Annotated in this window: 17 protein-coding genes; 15 read left to right on the top strand and 2 right to left on the bottom strand. The window is 34.4% G+C overall.

Features of this window, described 5'->3' with window-relative positions; all coding sequences use genetic code 11:
• The first annotated feature begins 42 nt into the window (after positions 1 to 42).
• The 12 genes from AC07XN_RS07690 to AC07XN_RS07635 all read left to right on the top strand — a co-directional run bounded on the left by AC07XN_RS07690 (position 43) and on the right by AC07XN_RS07635 (position 14,298).
• The gene (locus tag AC07XN_RS07690) at positions 43 to 660 is read left to right on the top strand and encodes a TetR/AcrR family transcriptional regulator (protein WP_309912387.1); all 618 of its coding nucleotides are present in this window, start codon (positions 43 to 45) and stop codon (positions 658 to 660) included.
• 89 nt (positions 661 to 749) lie between these two features.
• The gene (locus AC07XN_RS07685) at positions 750 to 2,072 is read left to right on the top strand and encodes a TolC family protein (protein ID WP_494742609.1); all 1,323 of its coding nucleotides are present in this window, start codon (positions 750 to 752) and stop codon (positions 2,070 to 2,072) included.
• Positions 2,073 to 2,104: 32 nt separating this feature from the next.
• The gene (locus tag AC07XN_RS07680; RefSeq protein WP_309912383.1) at positions 2,105 to 3,154 is read left to right on the top strand and encodes an efflux RND transporter periplasmic adaptor subunit; all 1,050 of its coding nucleotides are present in this window, start codon (positions 2,105 to 2,107) and stop codon (positions 3,152 to 3,154) included.
• 17 nt (positions 3,155 to 3,171) lie between these two features.
• Positions 3,172 to 6,315, top strand: a complete 3,144-nt coding sequence (locus AC07XN_RS07675; protein WP_309912381.1) for an efflux RND transporter permease subunit — start codon at positions 3,172 to 3,174, stop codon at positions 6,313 to 6,315.
• Between the two features lie 500 nt (positions 6,316 to 6,815).
• Positions 6,816 to 8,150: an inositol-3-phosphate synthase gene (locus tag AC07XN_RS07670; protein WP_309912379.1), complete on the top strand. Its 1,335-nt coding sequence runs from the start codon at positions 6,816 to 6,818 to the stop codon at positions 8,148 to 8,150.
• 63 nt (positions 8,151 to 8,213) lie between these two features.
• Complete coding sequence (locus AC07XN_RS07665; RefSeq protein ID WP_309912377.1) at positions 8,214 to 8,675, top strand: phosphatidylglycerophosphatase A family protein; 462 nt, start codon at positions 8,214 to 8,216, stop codon at positions 8,673 to 8,675.
• Positions 8,676 to 8,678: 3 nt separating this feature from the next.
• Complete coding sequence (locus tag AC07XN_RS07660; protein WP_309912375.1) at positions 8,679 to 9,092, top strand: GtrA family protein; 414 nt, start codon at positions 8,679 to 8,681, stop codon at positions 9,090 to 9,092.
• On the top strand, positions 9,073 to 11,694 hold the full coding sequence (locus tag AC07XN_RS07655; RefSeq protein ID WP_309912372.1) for a DUF5686 and carboxypeptidase-like regulatory domain-containing protein: 2,622 nt from the start codon (positions 9,073 to 9,075) through the stop codon (positions 11,692 to 11,694). The genes AC07XN_RS07660 and AC07XN_RS07655 overlap by 20 nt, the downstream gene beginning before the upstream one ends.
• Before the next feature lie 24 nt (positions 11,695 to 11,718).
• Positions 11,719 to 12,423, top strand: a complete 705-nt coding sequence (locus tag AC07XN_RS07650; protein ID WP_309912370.1) for a CDP-alcohol phosphatidyltransferase family protein — start codon at positions 11,719 to 11,721, stop codon at positions 12,421 to 12,423.
• Positions 12,413 to 12,949: a DUF4833 domain-containing protein gene (locus tag AC07XN_RS07645; protein WP_494742608.1), complete on the top strand. Its 537-nt coding sequence runs from the start codon at positions 12,413 to 12,415 to the stop codon at positions 12,947 to 12,949. Before AC07XN_RS07650 ends, AC07XN_RS07645 begins: the two co-directional genes overlap by 11 nt.
• Positions 12,930 to 13,874 carry a phosphatase PAP2 family protein gene (locus AC07XN_RS07640; RefSeq protein WP_494742607.1) on the top strand — a complete coding sequence of 315 codons (945 nt, stop codon included), beginning with the start codon at positions 12,930 to 12,932 and terminating at the stop codon, positions 13,872 to 13,874. Before AC07XN_RS07645 ends, AC07XN_RS07640 begins: the two co-directional genes overlap by 20 nt.
• A gap of 169 nt (positions 13,875 to 14,043) precedes the next feature.
• The gene (locus AC07XN_RS07635; protein ID WP_309912364.1) at positions 14,044 to 14,298 is read left to right on the top strand and encodes a SemiSWEET transporter; all 255 of its coding nucleotides are present in this window, start codon (positions 14,044 to 14,046) and stop codon (positions 14,296 to 14,298) included.
• 47 nt (positions 14,299 to 14,345) lie between these two features.
• On the opposite strand, the gene AC07XN_RS07630 is transcribed toward AC07XN_RS07635, so the two are convergent.
• Together AC07XN_RS07630 and AC07XN_RS07625 are read right to left on the bottom strand one after the other, a co-directional pair.
• A complete protein-coding gene (locus tag AC07XN_RS07630) occupies positions 14,346 to 14,900 on the bottom strand; it encodes an NADPH-dependent FMN reductase (protein ID WP_494742606.1) in 555 nt (184 codons plus the stop codon).
• A gap of 57 nt (positions 14,901 to 14,957) precedes the next feature.
• On the bottom strand, positions 14,958 to 15,434 hold the full coding sequence (locus AC07XN_RS07625; protein ID WP_494742605.1) for a DUF1905 domain-containing protein: 477 nt from the start codon (positions 15,432 to 15,434) through the stop codon (positions 14,958 to 14,960).
• Positions 15,435 to 15,636: 202 nt separating this feature from the next.
• Between AC07XN_RS07625 and AC07XN_RS07620 the strand changes: the two genes are divergently transcribed.
• The 3 genes from AC07XN_RS07620 to AC07XN_RS07610 all read left to right on the top strand — a co-directional run bounded on the left by AC07XN_RS07620 (position 15,637) and on the right by AC07XN_RS07610 (position 17,854).
• Positions 15,637 to 16,902 (top strand): tetratricopeptide repeat protein, encoded by a 1,266-nt coding sequence (locus AC07XN_RS07620; RefSeq protein WP_494742604.1) that lies wholly within the window; start codon positions 15,637 to 15,639, stop codon positions 16,900 to 16,902.
• Positions 16,903 to 16,977: 75 nt separating this feature from the next.
• A complete protein-coding gene (locus AC07XN_RS07615; protein ID WP_494742603.1) occupies positions 16,978 to 17,412 on the top strand; it encodes a hypothetical protein in 435 nt (144 codons plus the stop codon).
• 85 nt (positions 17,413 to 17,497) lie between these two features.
• Positions 17,498 to 17,854 carry a DUF1801 domain-containing protein gene (locus AC07XN_RS07610; RefSeq protein ID WP_494742602.1) on the top strand — a complete coding sequence of 119 codons (357 nt, stop codon included), beginning with the start codon at positions 17,498 to 17,500 and terminating at the stop codon, positions 17,852 to 17,854.
• Positions 17,855 to 17,877 lie beyond the last annotated feature (23 nt).

Raw genomic sequence — 17,877 nt, 5'->3', positions numbered from 1 at the left:
GTTATTTTGTTGTATACCTTTGTCTTATTAATCAATTGAATTATGAAGTGCCTAACAAAATCAGCGGAAGATAAAATTAAAGAAGCTGCTATTAAAGTTTTTTTAGAAAAAGGGTTTGATGGAACTACTACTCGAGACATAGCCAAAGAAGCCGGAGTAAACAGTGCTTTGATGAACTATTATTTCAGAAGTAAGGAAAAACTGTTTGCTAGCGTGTTTCAGGAAATGCTTCAATTGTTTTTTGATGGGATTATCGAGATATTTAATAAGCCTATTCCTTTGAAAGAAAAAATCTCGGAAATTATTGATCATGATTTTGAAATGTTTAAAAGGAATCCCGATTTATCAAATTTTGTTATTCACGAACTACATCGAAATCCTGACCGTTTTTTTAGTGCCGTCTCTTTTGATAAAATAATATTTCATTCCATTTTTGCTCAACAACTGAATGATTCTATCAAAGCCGAGGCAATTAAGAAAATAGATATTCAGCACATATTGCTTTTGATGAAATCAAATGTTCAATTTATATTCCAAGGAAAGGTAATGACCTGCAAGATTTGGAACATGAATGATGAAGAATTTGATGTATTTGCTGAAAAACATAAAGTATTAGTCAAGGAAATGATTACCCAATATTTATTTAGCTCTGAAAAATAGGGCTAATTTTTTTACCTATATTTTAATCAAATGATTAAATCATATAAATAAATCAAAAGAATAAACTAAACGATTAAATTATTCCACTCATGATACATTCAAGATGGTCTTTCGTTTTTATAATGATGTTAGTAGCATCAGTAACGAAGGCACAAGAACTTACGCTCGACCAACTAGTAGACCAAGCTTTAAAGAACAATCAGCAAGTACAATTATCGAGGTTAAACGAACAACAAACAGATGCGCAGATTAGTGAAGTAAAAGCTAAAGCAAGACCGCAAGTAAATTTGACAGGCGACTATAAACGTTATTTGAAAATCCCCGGACAAGTAGTCCCTGCTTCAACATTTGGTGGACCTGAAGGAAGCTACCAAGTGTTGGCCTTGGGCTTACCTTATAATTTATCAACATCAGTACAGGTTTCGCAAGCCTTGTATAGCCCTTCCATCAACATAGGTTTAAAGGCTGCCAAGCTAAGTGTTGACTTGGCGGGTTTACAAACCCTAAAAACCAAAGAAGAAGTAGCCTATAGCGTTTCTACTACTTATTATAATCTACAGACTATTGCTCAACAGATGGCTTTCTTGAAAAGCAATATTACCTCGCTCGATAGATTAATTCAGGTGACAGATTTACTATACCAAAATAAATTATCGCAAGGTATTGATGTAGATAGACTGAGAATTAGTAGAACACAGTCTCAAACACAATTGGAATCTCTTCAAGGTTCATATCAAGAATTAATCAATGCTTTGAAATATCTGACAGGGACTTCTCAATCAGAGAACCTAAGTGTAAAAATCGACATCGACCAAAATGCTGCAGTACCAACATTAATAGCCAACGATGCTATGAACAGAACGGATCTGTTGATTTTAGAACGCCAAAAAGCTTTGAATGAACAAAGTACGTTGAATACGAAAGCAGGTTTCTTGCCGACACTTTCAGCTTATGGTGTGGCTAACTCTACTTTTTTCGGAAAAGATGGTGATAATAGTGTGCTGAAAAATGTACCGGGGTATTGGGTTGGCTTGCAACTAAACTGGAATATCTATGATGGCTCTGCCAGAAAATCTAAACTTGTTCAGCAAAAGATTGAGAATCAAAAAATATCTATTCAATCAGAACAAACCAGAGAGAGTATCTCGATGGATATTGCCAATGCACGTACCAAGTTTTATGTAGAACAAAGAAACATTGTTGCTAGCAGAGAACAAGTAGCATTAGCAGAAAAGGTTTATACACAAACACAATTACAGTTTAAAGAAGGAACTACGGCGTTAACTGAAGTAATTCAAGCGGAAAATGCCGTGCAAGAAGCTCAGAATAATTACTTAACCACCCTAGTTAATCTGCGTTCTGCTGATTTGAATTGGAAAAAAGCCTCGGGTACAATTATTCCTAAACAATAATATTCATTTATAAAAAATCAACATATCAAACAATGAAACGTCTTACTATCATCTTCGCCCTTATTGCCACCCTTGGCCTAACGGCATGGAAATTATCTTCTAACAAAGAAAAAGTAGAAAAGAAAGTGTATCAGCCTGATGTAAACCTAAAGGTTGGTGTCACTACGTCAGTAGCAGCGCTAAGAAATTTATCTCAAGAAAGTGAGTTTTTAGGTTCTTTTACGCCTAATCGTGAAATTGAAATTAAGCCTTTGGCAGGTGGAGAAGTGATTCAATTGCCTATCAATGAAGGTCAAGGCGTAAGAGCTGGACAATTGATTGCTAAATTGGATGACGAACAAATACGTTTTCAAATTGAAGCATTGCAGGTAACCCTAGAAGGCTATCAGAATGATTTAAAACGTTATGAAGTATTAGTAAAAGGTGATGCAGTACCAGCAGTGAACTTAGAAAGAACTCAATTGAGTATCAGAGGAACGCAAGCGCAAATCAAGCAATTGAAGAAACAATTAGAGAATACCGTGATTACAACTCCTTTTTCAGGGATTGTTACTTCAAAAATGATTGAGAAGGGTTCAGTAGTATCGATGGGTGCACCTATTGCTAAAATCACAGATATATCTTCTTTAAAATTAGTAGTAAGTATTCCTGAAAAATCAATTAATCAATTCAGAGTTGGTCAATCAATCTCTATCGAAACGCAAGTATACCCTAACGTATACTTCAAGGGTAAGGTAAATATGGTAGGTGTTGAAGGCGATGCCGCTCATAATTATCCTGTCGAAATCATCGTTCAAAATGGTAATAACAATCCTTTGAAAGCGGGTATGTATGGTTCAATTGTGAATGAAAACCAATTGAAAGCACAAACGTTAGCAGTACCCCGTCAGGCAATTGTTGGTTCTACTAAAAAAGCACAGGTTTACATTATTGAAAACGGAAAGGCTGTGTTGAAAGACGTAACAATCGGTGTGACAAACAATGAATATTACGAGATTACTAAAGGAATAAAAGAAGGTGACCAAGTAATTGTAAGTGGACAAATTAACTTACAAAATGGTACGCCTGTAGTGGCTCAATAAATCTAACAATTAAGCTAATGAAATTCGTAGAAACCATCATAAAACGCCCTTCTGTTATTATAGTACTATTTGCTGTGTTAGTATTAGGAGGGGTAGTATCGTATAATAAGTTGAGTTATGTATTATTGCCAGAGTTTTCAATTGGAACATTAACGATTACAACCATCTATCCAGGGGCAGCACCTACGGAGGTGGAATCGGAAGTGAGCAAAAAGATTGAAGATGCTATTTCTGGCCTTGATAATATAGATATCGTTACCTCAAAATCTTTAGAAAGTGCCTCTATCGTTATTGTACAATTCAAAGCTGGAACCGATATGGATAAGGCGATGGAAGATGCACAAAGAGATGTGAATAATATAGTTAGTGATTTACCAGAGGATGCTAAAACACCATCTCTTTCAAAAATATCACCGAGCGACCAGCCAATTATGCAGTTGTTGGCTACCTCAAGCTTACCGAATTCAGTTTTTTATCAGCAAGTGGAAGACAAATATCTACCTGTTCTTCAGCAAATACAAGGTGTTGCCGAAATCACGATGGTAGGAGGAGAGAAACGTGAGATTCGTGTAAACGTAGATGATGATAAATTGAATTATTATGGCTTATCATTGCTTCAGGTAACCCAAGCGATTGACCAAGCTAATTTAGATTTCCCGACTGGTAAAGTGAAGAGTAAAGCTGAAAACATGACTTTGCGTTTGGCTGGTAAATTTACTTCACTAGACGAAATCAGAAATTTAGTCATTGCTACTCCACCTAATGGAAGTCCGATTCGTGTAGCAGACGTTGCCAATATTACAGATGGGTTAGGTGAAATAGAAAGTATTAGCCGTTATAACGGTACTGATGGGATTGGTCTATTTATCAAGAAACAATCTGATGCCAATGCTGTAGAAATTAGCCGATTAGTTCAGGAAAAACTAGCCGCTATTGAAAAGGCAAATGCTAGTGATAAAGTAAAATTTGCCATCGCTTACGATAGCAGTATTTTTACCCTAGCGTCTGTAGAAGCTGTAACGCACGATTTATTTCTGGCTGTTATCTTGGTGGCTGTAGTAATGCTTTTGTTTTTGCATAGTTTCCGTAATGCTTTTATCGTAATGGTCTCAGTGCCTGCTTCGTTGATTTCTGCTTTTTTGTTTATGTATCTAATGGGCTATTCACTGAACTTGATGACATTGTTGGCCCTTTCATTGGTAATTGGTATTTTGGTGGATGACTCTATCGTGGTCTTAGAAAATATTCAAAGACACTTAGAAATGGGCAAAAATCGTTGGGATGCCACCCTTGATGGGATGAGCGAAATCGGGTTTGCCGCTGTAGCTATTACGCTTGTAATTGTGGTAGTTTTCGTACCAATTACGTTTGTGAACTCAGTAATTGCTGATTTACTTCGCCAGTTTTCATTGACAGTTGCCTTTGCTACGATGGTCAGTTTATTAGTAAGTTTTACCCTTACTCCTTGGATGACCTCCCGTTTAGCAAGACTAGAACACCTAAATCCTAAGAATCCTTTCCAAGCTTTTTTATTGTGGTTTGAAAGTGGATTAACAGCCCTGATAAAATGGTATCATAGTAGTTTAGAATGGGTGCTTTCACACAAAATAGCCTTTACCGCCATTTTAGTGTCACTTTTTGTGGCAACAGGGTGGGTGATGTCCCTTGGCATTATTGGTCAAGAGTTCGTGGCTCAGGGCGACCAAGGTAAGTTTTTGTTGACGATGAAACTTGATAAAAGTGCTTCGTTACAACAAAACAACCTGAAAGTAAGAGAAGTAGAGACGTATTTGCATAAGAATCCCGCTGTTAAAACGATATTCTCGAACATTGGTGGTGCAAGTACAGGCTTGAATAGTACGGGTCAAGGTGAAACTAACCGAAGCGAATTGACAGTTGAATTAAAACCTGTTGAAGAACGCGAGAAGCACCAAGCTACGGAAGATTTTATGATTGATTTACGTAAGGAATTAGGTCAGAAATTTGCAGGGGTAGAATTTAATTCTTCAATCATTGGGATGGTTAACTCAGGGTCAGCACCTATTGAAATATTTTTAGGAGGGGAACATTTAGACCAATTGTTGGTAGCTGCGAAAGATTTGAGTAATCGATTAAGAACCACTCCTGGAGCCAACGATATAAATATTTCTGTAGATGATGGAAACCCAGAAGTACAGGTAAATGTAGACCGTGAGAAAATGGCGAAACTGGGACTAAACATCCAAACAGTGGGTGCTACTTTACAGAATGCTTTTGCTGGTAACGACGATTCGCAATTTAAAGATGGTTCAGAAGACTATGACATTAGAATTATGTTGGACGCCTTCGACCGTAAGAACCCAGAAGATGTAAAAAATATTAATTTTTACAGTCCTATAGCAGCTCGCCCTGTTCGTTTAGCCGAATTTGCTAATGTTTCTTTAAGCACTGGGCCTTCTATTTTAGAAAGAAAGAACAGACGTTCATCGGTTACCGTAACAGCCAATACGTTGGGGCTTGGTTCAGGAACATTGATTGCCGCCATTAAAGCAGATTTAGTCAAAAATCCGTTGCCAAGTAATGTAACGCTTACATGGGGAGGAGATGCTAAAAACCAAGACGAAGGCTTTGGCTCATTAGGATTGGCCATGTTAGCGGCGTTAGTTTTGGTGTATTTCATCATGGTTTTGTTATACGACAGCTTTATTTATCCTTTAGTAGTATTGCTTTCTATACCGGTGGCAGTCATTGGAGCATTACTTGCCTTAGCACTTTCAAGTTCAAATATTGGGATTTTTGCAATGCTTGGTATGTTGATGTTGATGGGGTTAGTAGTAAAGAACGCTATCTTGATTGTTGACTTTGCTAATCAGCAAAAAGCAGAAGGCGTACCCTTCCGCAAAGCGATATTATATGCAGGAGAAGAGCGTTTGCGTCCTATCTTAATGACTACCATTGCCATGGTAATTGGTATGATTCCTATTGCTACGGCAAGTGGTGCTGGTGCCGAATGGAAAAACTCGTTAGCATGGGTGTTGATAGGTGGTTTAACTAGCTCAATGTTACTTACAGTGTACTTAGTACCAATGGTTTATTACTTAGTAGATAGACTAAAAGAGAGTTGGACTAAATTTAGAATGAAATCCAATAAAGACGTACCCGCTGTACAATTTGTTGATTAATTTATTTTTTTAATTAAACCTTATTATTGTTTATTAGTCTAATTACCTATGGCATAGTTTTTTTAGTATACTATAAGGTATGTCTTTACATCTAATAACTGATAATAAGGTTTAATTAGTATTATTATTAACCAGCTTAATGATACTTAAATGAAATAAAAAGCTGTAAAATTTTCTTTTCATTAAATTATTAACATAAGTCATTTTTTTTAGACTCTAAATAAGATACACTTGTTTCGTAAAAGTTTCGTAAAATATTTTTTTGTACTATTCCTTGTTTTAATAGACCGTTTTTAGGGGTAAAAAATATTAAATCTAAGGATGAAAACTTTGAACCTTTTAAAAGTTTCCATAGTTTATTTTATTAGAGTAATAATTAATCTAAATACTTTTTTTAAATCATATACAGATAATGCTGTATGTATAATTCGAAGAAACCGAGTATACCAATATGTCCGTTTTTTGAATTTTCTTCGTCGCATTTTTAAAATTTTAATCGTATGAAAGACATCATTGTACAACCAGCCACAGGTAAATTGGGAATTTTAATGCCAGGTATGGGTGCCGTTGCAACTACATTTGTTGCAGGCGTTCTTGCAAGCCGCAAGGGCATCGCTCAACCTACAGGCTCTCTTACTCAAACTGCTAATATCCGCCTTGGAAAACGCACAGAGAATAGAAATCCAAAAATCAAAGATTTTGTGCCTTTAGCTAATTTAAATGATTTGGTATTTGGTGGATGGGATGTATATGCCGACAGCATGTATGATGCTGCTGTGAATGCCGGAGTACTGGAAAGGGGATTAATCGAACAAGTGAAAGATGAGCTTGAAGTGATTAAACCAATGAAAGCCGTTTTTGATAAACGTTATGTGAAAAACCTTGACGGCGAAAACGTAAAAACTGGCGCAACTAAACAAGAATTGGTTGAAGCGTTGCTTGAAGACATTGACAACTTCAAAATTGCTAATGACTGCGAACGTTTAGTAATGGTATGGTGTGGTTCTACTGAAATTTATCATGAAGCTAAAGAAGTTCACGCATCTTTAGAAAACTTTGAGGCTGGTCTTTTAAACAACGACCCAGACATCGCTCCTTCAATGATGTATGCTTATGCAGCCTTGAAATCAAATGTTCCTTTTGCTATGGGTGCTCCTAACTTATGTTTAGATATCCCTGCTTTAGAAGAACTAGCAAGAATTACTGGAACACCAATAGCAGGTAAAGATTTCAAAACTGGTCAGACATTGATGAAAACCATCGTTGCGCCAGGTCTTAGAGCTCGTGCTTTGGGTGTTAGAGGTTGGTTCTCAACCAACATCTTAGGAAACAGAGATGGTTTGGTATTGGATGCTCCTGAAAACTTCAAAACGAAAGAAGTATCTAAAGGAAACGTATTAGACGGTATTTTGGATGCTAATATCAATCCAGAATTGTACGGTGATATTCACCATAAAGTAAGAATTGAATATTATCCACCACTAGGTGATAACAAAGAAGGTTGGGATAACATCGATATCTTTGGATGGTTAGGTTACCAAATGCAAATCAAAATCAATTTCCTTTGCCGTGACTCTATCTTGGCAGCACCAATTGTACTTGATTTAGCAATATTTCTAGACCTTGCTCAAAGAGCAAACTTATCAGGCGTTCAAGAATGGCTATCATTCTACTGGAAAGCTCCGCAAACATTACCAGAATTAGAGCCAATTCATGATATTTTCAAACAATTGGAAAAATTAGAAAATACACTTCGCTATTTAATGGGCGAAGAACTAATCACTAATCTTGGTATGGACTATTATCAAGATGTTGATGCAGAAGTAGAACTCTAATTAGTTACCCAATAAAAGAAATGGCTCTTGCTCATGTAAAATTTCAAGAGCCATTTTTCTATTATGTTGAATTTTCATAAAATCTTTGCTTCCGGACTCGGATTAGGATTTATCCCAAAAGGTTCGGGAACTTTCGGAGCATTGCTAGCTTGTGCTATTGTAGCAGGAGTTTTTCGTTTGGTAAACGATACTTTTTATTACCATCTAACCTTAATTGTATTAACAGTAGTATTTACATTCGTAGGCAGATGGTCGTCTGCCATCATGGAAACACACTGGGGCGAAGATGCTTCTAAAATAGTAATCGACGAAGTGGCTGGAATGTGTCTAAGTTTATGCTTCATCCCATTTTCATGGCAAAATCTACTGATAGCATTTATCTTATTCAGATTCTTTGATATATATAAACCATTCAATATTAGAAGTTTTGAAAAATATGGTAATGGTTGGGGTGTAATGCTTGATGATGTAATGGCAGGAATTTGGGCAAATGGATGTTTACAAGTAATCATCTTTTTCCTGTGAGCGATGTCTAATTTTTTCAAACCTTTATTCCGTTTTGTTCCAGTTTCAGGTCTTGCAACCTTTGTAGATTTTGGTACTTCTTATTTAGTGCTTCACTACCTAAGTTTTTCTTATGCATGGTCTACAATTGCAGGAAATGTTGCTGGTGGAATCATTGGTTTTGTTTTGTCTAGGCTATGGGTATTTCAAGATTCAAAAACTGAAAAGAGCCAATGGCAATTAATGAAATATATACTTGTTTCGATGGGAAGTTCAGTAATGAACACCCTTGGTGTTTTAGGCCTCAGTAAAATTATAACAGCAGATTATCTAATCATAAGGGCATTAGTCGGGACGTTCGTATTCGTAGTCTATAGTTATGGATTGAACAGATTGTTCGTGTTTAATGCAAAAAATCATGAAAAAATATCTATTTAATAATATAATAGCAAACCACTTTAATAGTAATATTACTTTACGAACAGTATGCTATTTATTTTTGAGCATCGCTTCAATATCGTCTGTATTCGGACAACAACAAACGAAAGTAAAAGGGAAAATCATTGATAGCAAAACCAATGAGGCTATTCCCTTTGTGAATATCATTGTACAAGGTACAAAGCAAGGCATTCAGACAGATATCAATGGTAACTATACTATGGATATTCAAGATGGGCAAGCTACAAAAATCCAATTTTCATCTATTGGCTATAAAACTGAAGTGAAGACTTTTAAAAGAGATATAAGTCAAACAATCTCTATTAAATTAATTCCTCAGTCGCAAAACTTAACAGAAGTAACTGTAAAGGCTAAAAAAGAAAAGTACCGTAATAAAGATAATCCAGCAGTAATTTTAATCAGAAAGGTAATTGCTCACCGCGATGAAAACCGTAAGGAGGGATTAGACTATTATCAATACGAGAAATACGAAAAGGTACAATTAAACCTAAACAATATTGATGAAGATTATAAGAAGAAGAAAATGTTCAAAAATTTTCAATTTATCTTCGATAATCTTGATACTTCAAAAACGACTGGTAATGTTTCATTACCGCTTTATTTAAAAGAGACTGTAGCCGATGTGTATTTTAGGAAAAATCCGAAGGATGAGAAGGTATATATCAAAGGCGAGAAAAAAATTGGGTTAGACCAATACATTGATAACAATGGTATCGCCTCATATATCAATCGTTTGTATGAAGATATTAATATTTATGATAGTAATATTAGCTTACTGACAAACCAATTTATCAGTCCGATTTCTAATTTATCGCCTACTTTTTACAGATTTGTTATTTTAGATACACTTCAATTCCAAAACATGAAGTGTGTTAATTTAGGATTTTCTCCACGTAACCCTTCAGACTTCGCTTTTGTTGGGAATATGTATATTTCGTTAGATTCTAATTTCTCTGTTAGAAAAGTAAAATTAGGTGTGCCAAGAAGCATCAATCTTAATTTTGTAAACGAACTTTTGGTGGATCAAGAATTTGTTCCTGTGGAGGATAACAAGCTGATGCTTGCTAAAGATGAAATTTCAATCGACTTTGGTTTTAGTAAAAAAGAAAATAAAAGAGGAATTTTAGGAAAACGGTCGGTTTCTTATCAAAACTATGTACTGAATAAACCTATCGAGAACAGTATCTTTAAGCCTATTCAAAAGAATGTATTAATGGATATGGCTTTGGATAAAAGTGATGATTTTTGGGCGTCTGCTCGTCATCAAGGACTAAGCAGTGTTGAAAAAGGGATTTACCAAATGGCTGATAGTATTCAGCAAGTACCTTCTTTTAAGCGGTTTATGACTATCGCTGGATTGGTTTTGTTTGGATACAAAGATTTTGGTGATTTTGAGATTGGTCCTGCCAATGCATTTTATAGTTTTAACCCAGTGGAAGGATTCCGACTGCGTTTTGGGGGTAGAACGATGGCAAAATTGAATCCGAAATTGTATTTAGAAACCTATGCAGCGTATGGTTTTAAAGACGAACGTTGGAAAGGTTATCTTGGGGTTACTTATAACTTAGGTAATAATTCAATCTATGAGTTTCCGAATAATTATCTACGAGTTTCTTATCAAGATGAAGTCAGAATTCCGGGACAGGAATTACAGTTTATTCAGGAAGATAACGTTTTGTTATCTTTCAAAAGAGGGATAAACGATAAGATGACATACAACAAAATTTTCCGTTTAGACTATCGTCATGAGTCAAGAAGTGGCATTAGTTACGAATTAGGGTATAAAAATCTTACGCAAGAAGCAGCAGGTTCATTGACATTTGAAAGATATGCCAGTGCTAATCCTTCACCTGATGTTAAGCCTTATAATGAAAAGGATTTAACAAGTTCTGAAGTATCGGTCAACTTAAAGTTTGCTCCGAATGAGCAATTCTATCAAGGTAAAAACTATAGAATTCCGATTATCAACAAGTATCCGATTTTCCAATTACGCTATAGTTTAGGCATTGCCAATTTCTTGAAAGGAGATTATAATTATCATAACCTTACTTTCAGAGCCAACAAGCGTTTCTTTATATCGCCCATTGGTTATACCGATATTACGGCTGAAGGAGGAAAGATTTTTGGAACAGTGCCTTATCCGTTATTGATAATTCACCGTGCTAACCAATCTTATTCATATCAGTTAGAGTCATATAACTTGATGAACTTCTTAGAGTTTGCCTCAGATAAATATGCGGCTCTATTTGTAGACCATTATTTCAATGGATTTATTTTTAATAAATTACCTCTTATTAAAAAACTAAAGCTTAGAGAAGTGATTACTTTCAAGGGGCTTTGGGGAGGAATAAGTGCTAAAAATTTGCCTGAGAACAATTTAAGTTTGTATCGTTTCCCAGAAGCGGCTGATGGTACAGTCTTAACTAACTCATTAGCAAACGGGCCTTATATGGAAGCTAGCGTTGGTGTATCTAATATTTTTAAAGTATTTAGGATAGACTTGGTAAAACGACTTTCGTATTTGGATCATCCTAATGTATCTGAATACGGAATTCGTGGTAGATTTAAATTTGATTTTTAATACTCCAAATAATCTCTTAAAGCTATGTATACATTAAAATCTGTGGGACAACAAGTAATTTATCAAATTATCAATCCCTTTATTAAATTATTAATTGTGCTAAAAATAACGCCAAACGTCATTACAACGATTGGACTAATCCTTAATGTGTTAGCCGCAGGTATTTTTATCTATGCTGCTGAGGCTACATTTAGGGGAGACTTTAGTTATATAGGTTGGGGCGGAGCAATGATTTTGTTTGCTGGGGTGTTTGATATGATTGATGGAAGGCTGGCACGTGTAGGCAATATGTCTAGTAAATTTGGTGCTTTCTACGATTCTGTATTAGACAGATATAGCGAAATGTTCATGTTTTTAGGCATTTGTTATTACCTGATTTCTCATCATTATTTATTCAGTTCATTCTTTGCTTTTTTAGCATTGATTGGCTCGTCGATGGTAAGCTATACACGTTCAAGAGCCGAAGGGCTAGGCGTGAAGTGTGATATTGGCTGGATGCAACGCCCTGAAAGAATTGTTATTATTGGTGGCTCTGCTTTGCTTTGTGGTATTTTAGCACCCATCATAGGAAATGATTTTAAAATTCAAGGCTTAGAACCTAATATTCCTTGGTTTGAAACCATCTCAATTTTTACAATTCCGATGTCAATTGTGGCAGTATTGTCAAATTATACAGCCCTACAAAGAATTGAACATACCAAAAAGTCTTTGGCTGAAAATGAAAAATAAACAATTACAAAGGCTTTTAATAGCTAGTATAATCCTTACTTTAATAACAAGTTTTTCACCCATTAATTATCCTAAAGTGCCAGATTCGCCTGTTAGGTTATTCTACATCCAACGAAGTGCTAATATAAACACCATTGTTTATGATGCTAATTTATTGCCGAATGGAGATTTTGATAAAGAAAATCCTATCAGCGTATATTGGATACGTTATCAGGAGCAAGGGCAAAAAAAGGAGCTTACTTGGATACAGAATTTTCTAGCTTATGGAATTAGTGCTAAAGAAACTACCCGAGAAAATGATTTTGACGCTTGGGTAGTTTCTTATAAAAAAAGAAAACTGAAAGTAGGATTCGACAAGAATAGAAAGCCTTGTGCACAATTAGAAATTAACCACAAACTAGCTAGGTTAGATCATGTTTTTGTGAAAACAGAAGGGAGTAATCTTCGACCAAAAGTACTTTACGTTGAAGTTTTTGGAAAAGACATGACTACTGGAGAAGATATTTATGAAAAAATTAAGCCTTGATTTTTGGGCACTTGACGAGAGTAAAAGTTTTTTAAGGTTTACTCAGAAGAATATTATACTCACGTTATTAATTAGTGTTGGTTATTTTATCTGGTTTGGTCAAGTAATCGCCTATCGTCCAGAACATTCCGTTCTTTACTTTTTACTACTTTTTTTATTCTATTGCAATAGTATTACCCGTAGCTTTATGAAAGCTATGTTTCCCTTTGTAATATTTTGGGTAGTGTATGATTCCCTCAGGATAATTCCCAATTACACGATTAATCCTATCCATATTCAACAGCCCTATCTTCTTGAAAAGTTTTTGTTTGGGGTAAATGATAATGGTGTTAGAATAACGCTCAACGAGTATTTTACTAAATACCATACTACTTTTTTAGATTTACTATCGGGGCTATTTTACATCAATTGGGTACCTGTGCCATTGTTGTTTGGTATTTATGTCTTTTTAAAAGACAAAACCATCATGTATAGTTTTGCCTATTGTTTTCTGTTTGTTAACCTGATTGGCTTTTGTGTTTATTATATTTACCCAGCCGCTCCGCCTTGGTATGTTGCCGAATATGGCTTTACCCAACACTTCAATATTATGGGTAACGTAGGTAACTTAAAGTATTTTGATGCGTTAGTAGGTAGTCCTATTTTTAAAGGTATTTATGAAAAAAATGCCAATGTTTTTGCAGCGATGCCCTCATTACATTCAGCTTATCCTTTGATAGTATTGTATTTTGCGATTCAGAAAAAGATGGGCAAATTCATTATTTTCTTCGTAGTGTTTTGTTTAGGTATTTGGGGCTCGGCAGTCTATTCAAATCACCATTACGTCATAGATGTATTGGCGGGTATTAGCTGTGCTGTTTTAGGAATAACGCTATTTAATGTTTTCGTGCGTAAACCCATGATAAAATACATTTTACCCTTATAAAAACTACCTTAGAACCTCGGCTATTAAATAGCCATTGTTAAGTGATATAAATACTAAATTTTAAATATGAAATATTGTACTATTCTAATAAAATATACGGTATATGAACAAAATATATAATAATTCCGTTATATTTGTGTTGTAGAAGTAAAATATAATCAATACAAATATGGAAACTTTAGGTTATCTAGCTGGTATCTTAACTACCATCGCTTTTGTGCCACAAGTAATACAGATTTATAAAACGAAATCTGCCAAAGATATATCCTTAGCGATGTTTCTTTTGTTTACTTTAGGCGTAACATTCTGGCTAGTATATGGAATAAGTGCAAATGCTGTTCCTGTAATTGCTGCCAACGCTATCACGTTGATGTTATCATTAGTGATTCTGTTTTTTAAATATAAATACAGAAAATCAGTCTAAAAATCTTTAAATGTCCTTCTGCGAAGGTCGTTTAAAGATTTTTATGTTTACTCTTTGCCCTCATTTGTCTCATCAATTGTTATAATTAATTGCTGTCCCAATCTTGTTATAGCCGATAAAGTATCTTTATCAATTATCTCTCCGTCTTGGTTAATCTTTGACCTGATATATTGTACTAGCAATTGTAATTGGTCTATTTTTTTGGCTTCAATGACTTTAAGTACTTCCAAAAGTGCCTTATGACCAGACGTCCCGTCAGTGGAGGCAGTAATTAAAAGCGTTGGTTTTCCTGAAAATTCCCCCGAACCTACCGTCCAGTCAATCGCATTTTTTAAGGTGCCGGGAATACCATGAGCATATTCAGGCGTACAAATAATTACCCCATCTGCTTGGCTGATTAGCTCTCTGAAAATGGTAACTTGATTATCAATGTGTGCATCCTTAATATCAGGATTGAAATGTGGAATTTTTTCGATACCATCAAATACACTCAGCTCAATTTGGTCTGTAAATATCGTAGCAATAGCATGTAGTAATTTATGATTAGAAGAATTAATACGAGTACTGCCAGAAATGCCTAAAATTCTTTTTTTAATTTTCATTGATTGAATATGTTCTTAGATAAGTTATCATTTGATTGATAACAATTTTTAAGACATTTAATCCCGCAATTTCAAATTTTTTAATGCTTTATTTACTGTCTCGGCTATACGTTCTACCTTCGTCTCTTCTTTTTTAGCAGCATAAATCCAATCGATATAGCCTTGTTGTTCGCTTTCAGAAAATGAAAGGAAATTCTTGAGTGCTTCGGGTTCATCTTCTAAACAGAGTAATAAATCTTTAGGAACATCAATAGGGTCATTATCAGCAAAGAGCGTAACATGAATCCAGTCGCCTTCTTGTTTACCTATTTTTTTCCTGATTTCAGCCCTTACAGGCAAAAAAAATTTCCCATCTTTCATCGGCATCAAATTGTAGCTTTTTATTTCAAAATCATCAATAGTGCCTTTAACTTTTACCCATCCAAAATAAGCTTTTTTATCAGGTGGAATTTCTGCAATCACAGTATATGTCCACCCACCTTTCCCGGGGAACTTTTCCAGTAAATATTTTTTATCAACTAATGGCTTTTCCAAGGTTTGATGATTTGGTTTTAATAAATAGATACTATGAAAGTTTTAGAAAAATTGATTAAAATAACGGACTTAAAACTAACACTAAAATAAAAAAAGAAGGCTTTAAAGTTTTGAATTAATTTAGAAAATAGCTAGGTTGCTTTTGTGATATTAGTAAAATTATTTAAATAATTCTATAAACATTTGAACCATTAATTAAACCATGAAAAAAGTATTTGTTCTATCACTCTTAGTCTTTTTTAACTTTAGCACTTTTGCTAATTTAGAATACATAGACCTTCAAAAAATTAGTAATGAAAGTAAATGTGTAAATGCTTTTAACAGCCTTAAAGTTGGTTTGCCATTTTATGAACAATGGAGTCCTGAATGGAAACATAACAAGCCTAAAAAAGAAGTTATTAATACGCTTCAAGAACATTATAAAACCTTCTCTGCGATAAGTACAAAGAATGAGGATTTATACCTTTTATTGGGTGAAATTGCTCATTTCCTTTATAATCTAGAAGATTCTGCTAGTCATCAATTAGCAGTTATAAATTATAATCTAGCCATTGAACAGCATCCAAAGAGTTTTCGTGGCTATTGGTTTTTGGGGTATCATTATGCACAATCTGATAATACAGATTTAGCAATTGATAATTTCTATAAAGGGCAAGAACTGCTACCTAAAGAACAACAGCCAGCTGCTTTTTGGGAAGAATTTGCCTTAACAACAACAATGGCTAATATGCCCTCCCATTCAATTTTTGCGATGGATAAGGTAAAAGCTATCACTGGAAAAGAGGGATATTTTGAAACGATGTTGGGGCAGATTATTAGGAAAAAAATCAAAGTATTAGATAAAGATAAGACCTATACCGATAAGGATATTTGGGAGGCTACAAAGGGTGAGTTAATGACTTTTACTTCTCGTGCGATGGGAATAAGTGTATTAGTTGATACTAAATGGGTGATAAACTTAACAAATTATGATAAAGGTCAATGTGCATTTATAATGATTCCACCAGACATTGTTAATAAGAAAGGCAAAAAAGTTGGATATACCATAGCCATTATTATGAAGGTGGCAAATGAGAATGAGAAGCTAGAAAATTTTATTAGTACTCTATTACTTACCAATAAGAAGGCTAATGTAAAGCAAATATCATTCTCGGATAAATACGATAATTTAATAGCTTATGAAGAACGAAACCCTAAGTTATATTCCAACCGAGGTGGGGCTCATGTTTATACATTAGGGTTGGAAAGTAAAGAACCCGAATATCCTGGACTATTGTTAGAAAAACCAAGTGTTATACCCAACAATGGCGAAGCTGGCAAAAATAACTATTATAGTTCACCAGAAAGTAATGATAGATTTAAGGGAAGAATATTTTATTCTTTTATGCTTGATACTTGCGAAGATATACATGAGGAGTCTTTAGCTATCTTTAAAAATCTATTTGAAAAACTGACTGTTATTGAGTAGTATGAGAGCTAGAATTTTACATAAATGACACTATTAAAATTTTAAAATCTTTTAATAAAAAAACAACCTTAATTAATGAGAGCTAAATTATTCCTGACCACGATTTTACTATGTAGTTTTTTTATTTCAAATGCTCAGACTAAGTATTTGAAAAATACAGATGAAGTGCGAAATCTAACCAAAAAGGCTACTGGATATTTTCAAGAAAATAAAATACCAGCTTTTTTTGATGAAATAACGAATTACTGGCCTGCACCTGATAATGAATTAATTGCATTAGAAGAAAAAACGATAAAGTATATAAATATCTTAGAAGATAGATTTGGAAAATCTGGAGAAATAGTAAAGGTAAATGAAGAAACAATTAAAGATTTTGCATTAAGAGAAACCTATATCTTAAAATTTGAACATTCAGCGATACGATTAAAGTTTACCTATTTTAGAAACGTTAATGGATGGATTCTAAATGCTTTTAAATGGGATGATAGTTTTGAGCAAGAATTTAAATAGTTAAAAGCCTTGCTAGTTTTTAGCTGAGATTAAAATATTTCTCTATCCATTACAATGCAATCTCTTTCACTGTAGTGTCACAAAAATGAATGATTCAATCAAAACCGTTGATGCATTTTATCTTCAACAGGCTGAACCTATAAAATCGTGTTTCCTTGCATTACAAAAGATTATTTGTTCGCAAGACCCTGAGATTACCAATACGATAAAATATGGGATGCCTTTTTTCTGCTATAAAGGGAAAATGTTTTGTTATCTCTGGATTCATAAAAAATACAAACAACCTTACATTGGTTTTGTAGAAGGCAAAAGTATAGAACATCCAGCCCTTATGATTGAAAAACGGTCTAGAATGAAAATCATGCTGTTAGACCCAAATGAAGATTTACCCTTAGATACTATTGAAATGCTCTTAAAACAGCTATTAGCTTTGTATAGATAAATACAAAAATTCCCAAGACTTAA

Source organism: Arcicella sp. GW458-12-2-14-TSB2, from assembly GCF_059423785.1.
The sequence above is the reverse complement of the archived record's forward strand: the minus strand, read 5'-3'. Positions and strand labels throughout refer to the sequence as shown.

Excerpts from the sequence above, each read along its gene's own strand:
- AC07XN_RS07665 (WP_309912377.1), top strand. The coding sequence starts at position 8,214 with ATGTTGAATTTTCATAAAATCTTTGCTTCCGGACTCGGATTAGGATTT.
- AC07XN_RS07610 (WP_494742602.1), top strand. The coding sequence starts at position 17,498 with ATGAATGATTCAATCAAAACCGTTGATGCATTTTATCTTCAACAGGCT.
- AC07XN_RS07690 (WP_309912387.1), top strand. The coding sequence starts at position 43 with ATGAAGTGCCTAACAAAATCAGCGGAAGATAAAATTAAAGAAGCTGCT.
- AC07XN_RS07640 (WP_494742607.1), top strand. The coding sequence starts at position 12,930 with ATGAAAAAATTAAGCCTTGATTTTTGGGCACTTGACGAGAGTAAAAGT.
- AC07XN_RS07650 (WP_309912370.1), top strand. The coding sequence starts at position 11,719 with ATGTATACATTAAAATCTGTGGGACAACAAGTAATTTATCAAATTATC.
- AC07XN_RS07635 (WP_309912364.1), top strand. The coding sequence starts at position 14,044 with ATGGAAACTTTAGGTTATCTAGCTGGTATCTTAACTACCATCGCTTTT.
- AC07XN_RS07675 (WP_309912381.1), top strand. The coding sequence starts at position 3,172 with ATGAAATTCGTAGAAACCATCATAAAACGCCCTTCTGTTATTATAGTA.
- AC07XN_RS07615 (WP_494742603.1), top strand. The coding sequence starts at position 16,978 with ATGAGAGCTAAATTATTCCTGACCACGATTTTACTATGTAGTTTTTTT.
- AC07XN_RS07620 (WP_494742604.1), top strand. The coding sequence starts at position 15,637 with ATGAAAAAAGTATTTGTTCTATCACTCTTAGTCTTTTTTAACTTTAGC.
- AC07XN_RS07630 (WP_494742606.1), bottom strand. The coding sequence starts at position 14,900 with ATGAAAATTAAAAAAAGAATTTTAGGCATTTCTGGCAGTACTCGTATT.
- AC07XN_RS07660 (WP_309912375.1), top strand. The coding sequence starts at position 8,679 with ATGTCTAATTTTTTCAAACCTTTATTCCGTTTTGTTCCAGTTTCAGGT.
- AC07XN_RS07680 (WP_309912383.1), top strand. The coding sequence starts at position 2,105 with ATGAAACGTCTTACTATCATCTTCGCCCTTATTGCCACCCTTGGCCTA.
- AC07XN_RS07645 (WP_494742608.1), top strand. The coding sequence starts at position 12,413 with ATGAAAAATAAACAATTACAAAGGCTTTTAATAGCTAGTATAATCCTT.
- AC07XN_RS07655 (WP_309912372.1), top strand. The coding sequence starts at position 9,073 with ATGAAAAAATATCTATTTAATAATATAATAGCAAACCACTTTAATAGT.
- AC07XN_RS07685 (WP_494742609.1), top strand. The coding sequence starts at position 750 with ATGATACATTCAAGATGGTCTTTCGTTTTTATAATGATGTTAGTAGCA.
- AC07XN_RS07670 (WP_309912379.1), top strand. The coding sequence starts at position 6,816 with ATGAAAGACATCATTGTACAACCAGCCACAGGTAAATTGGGAATTTTA.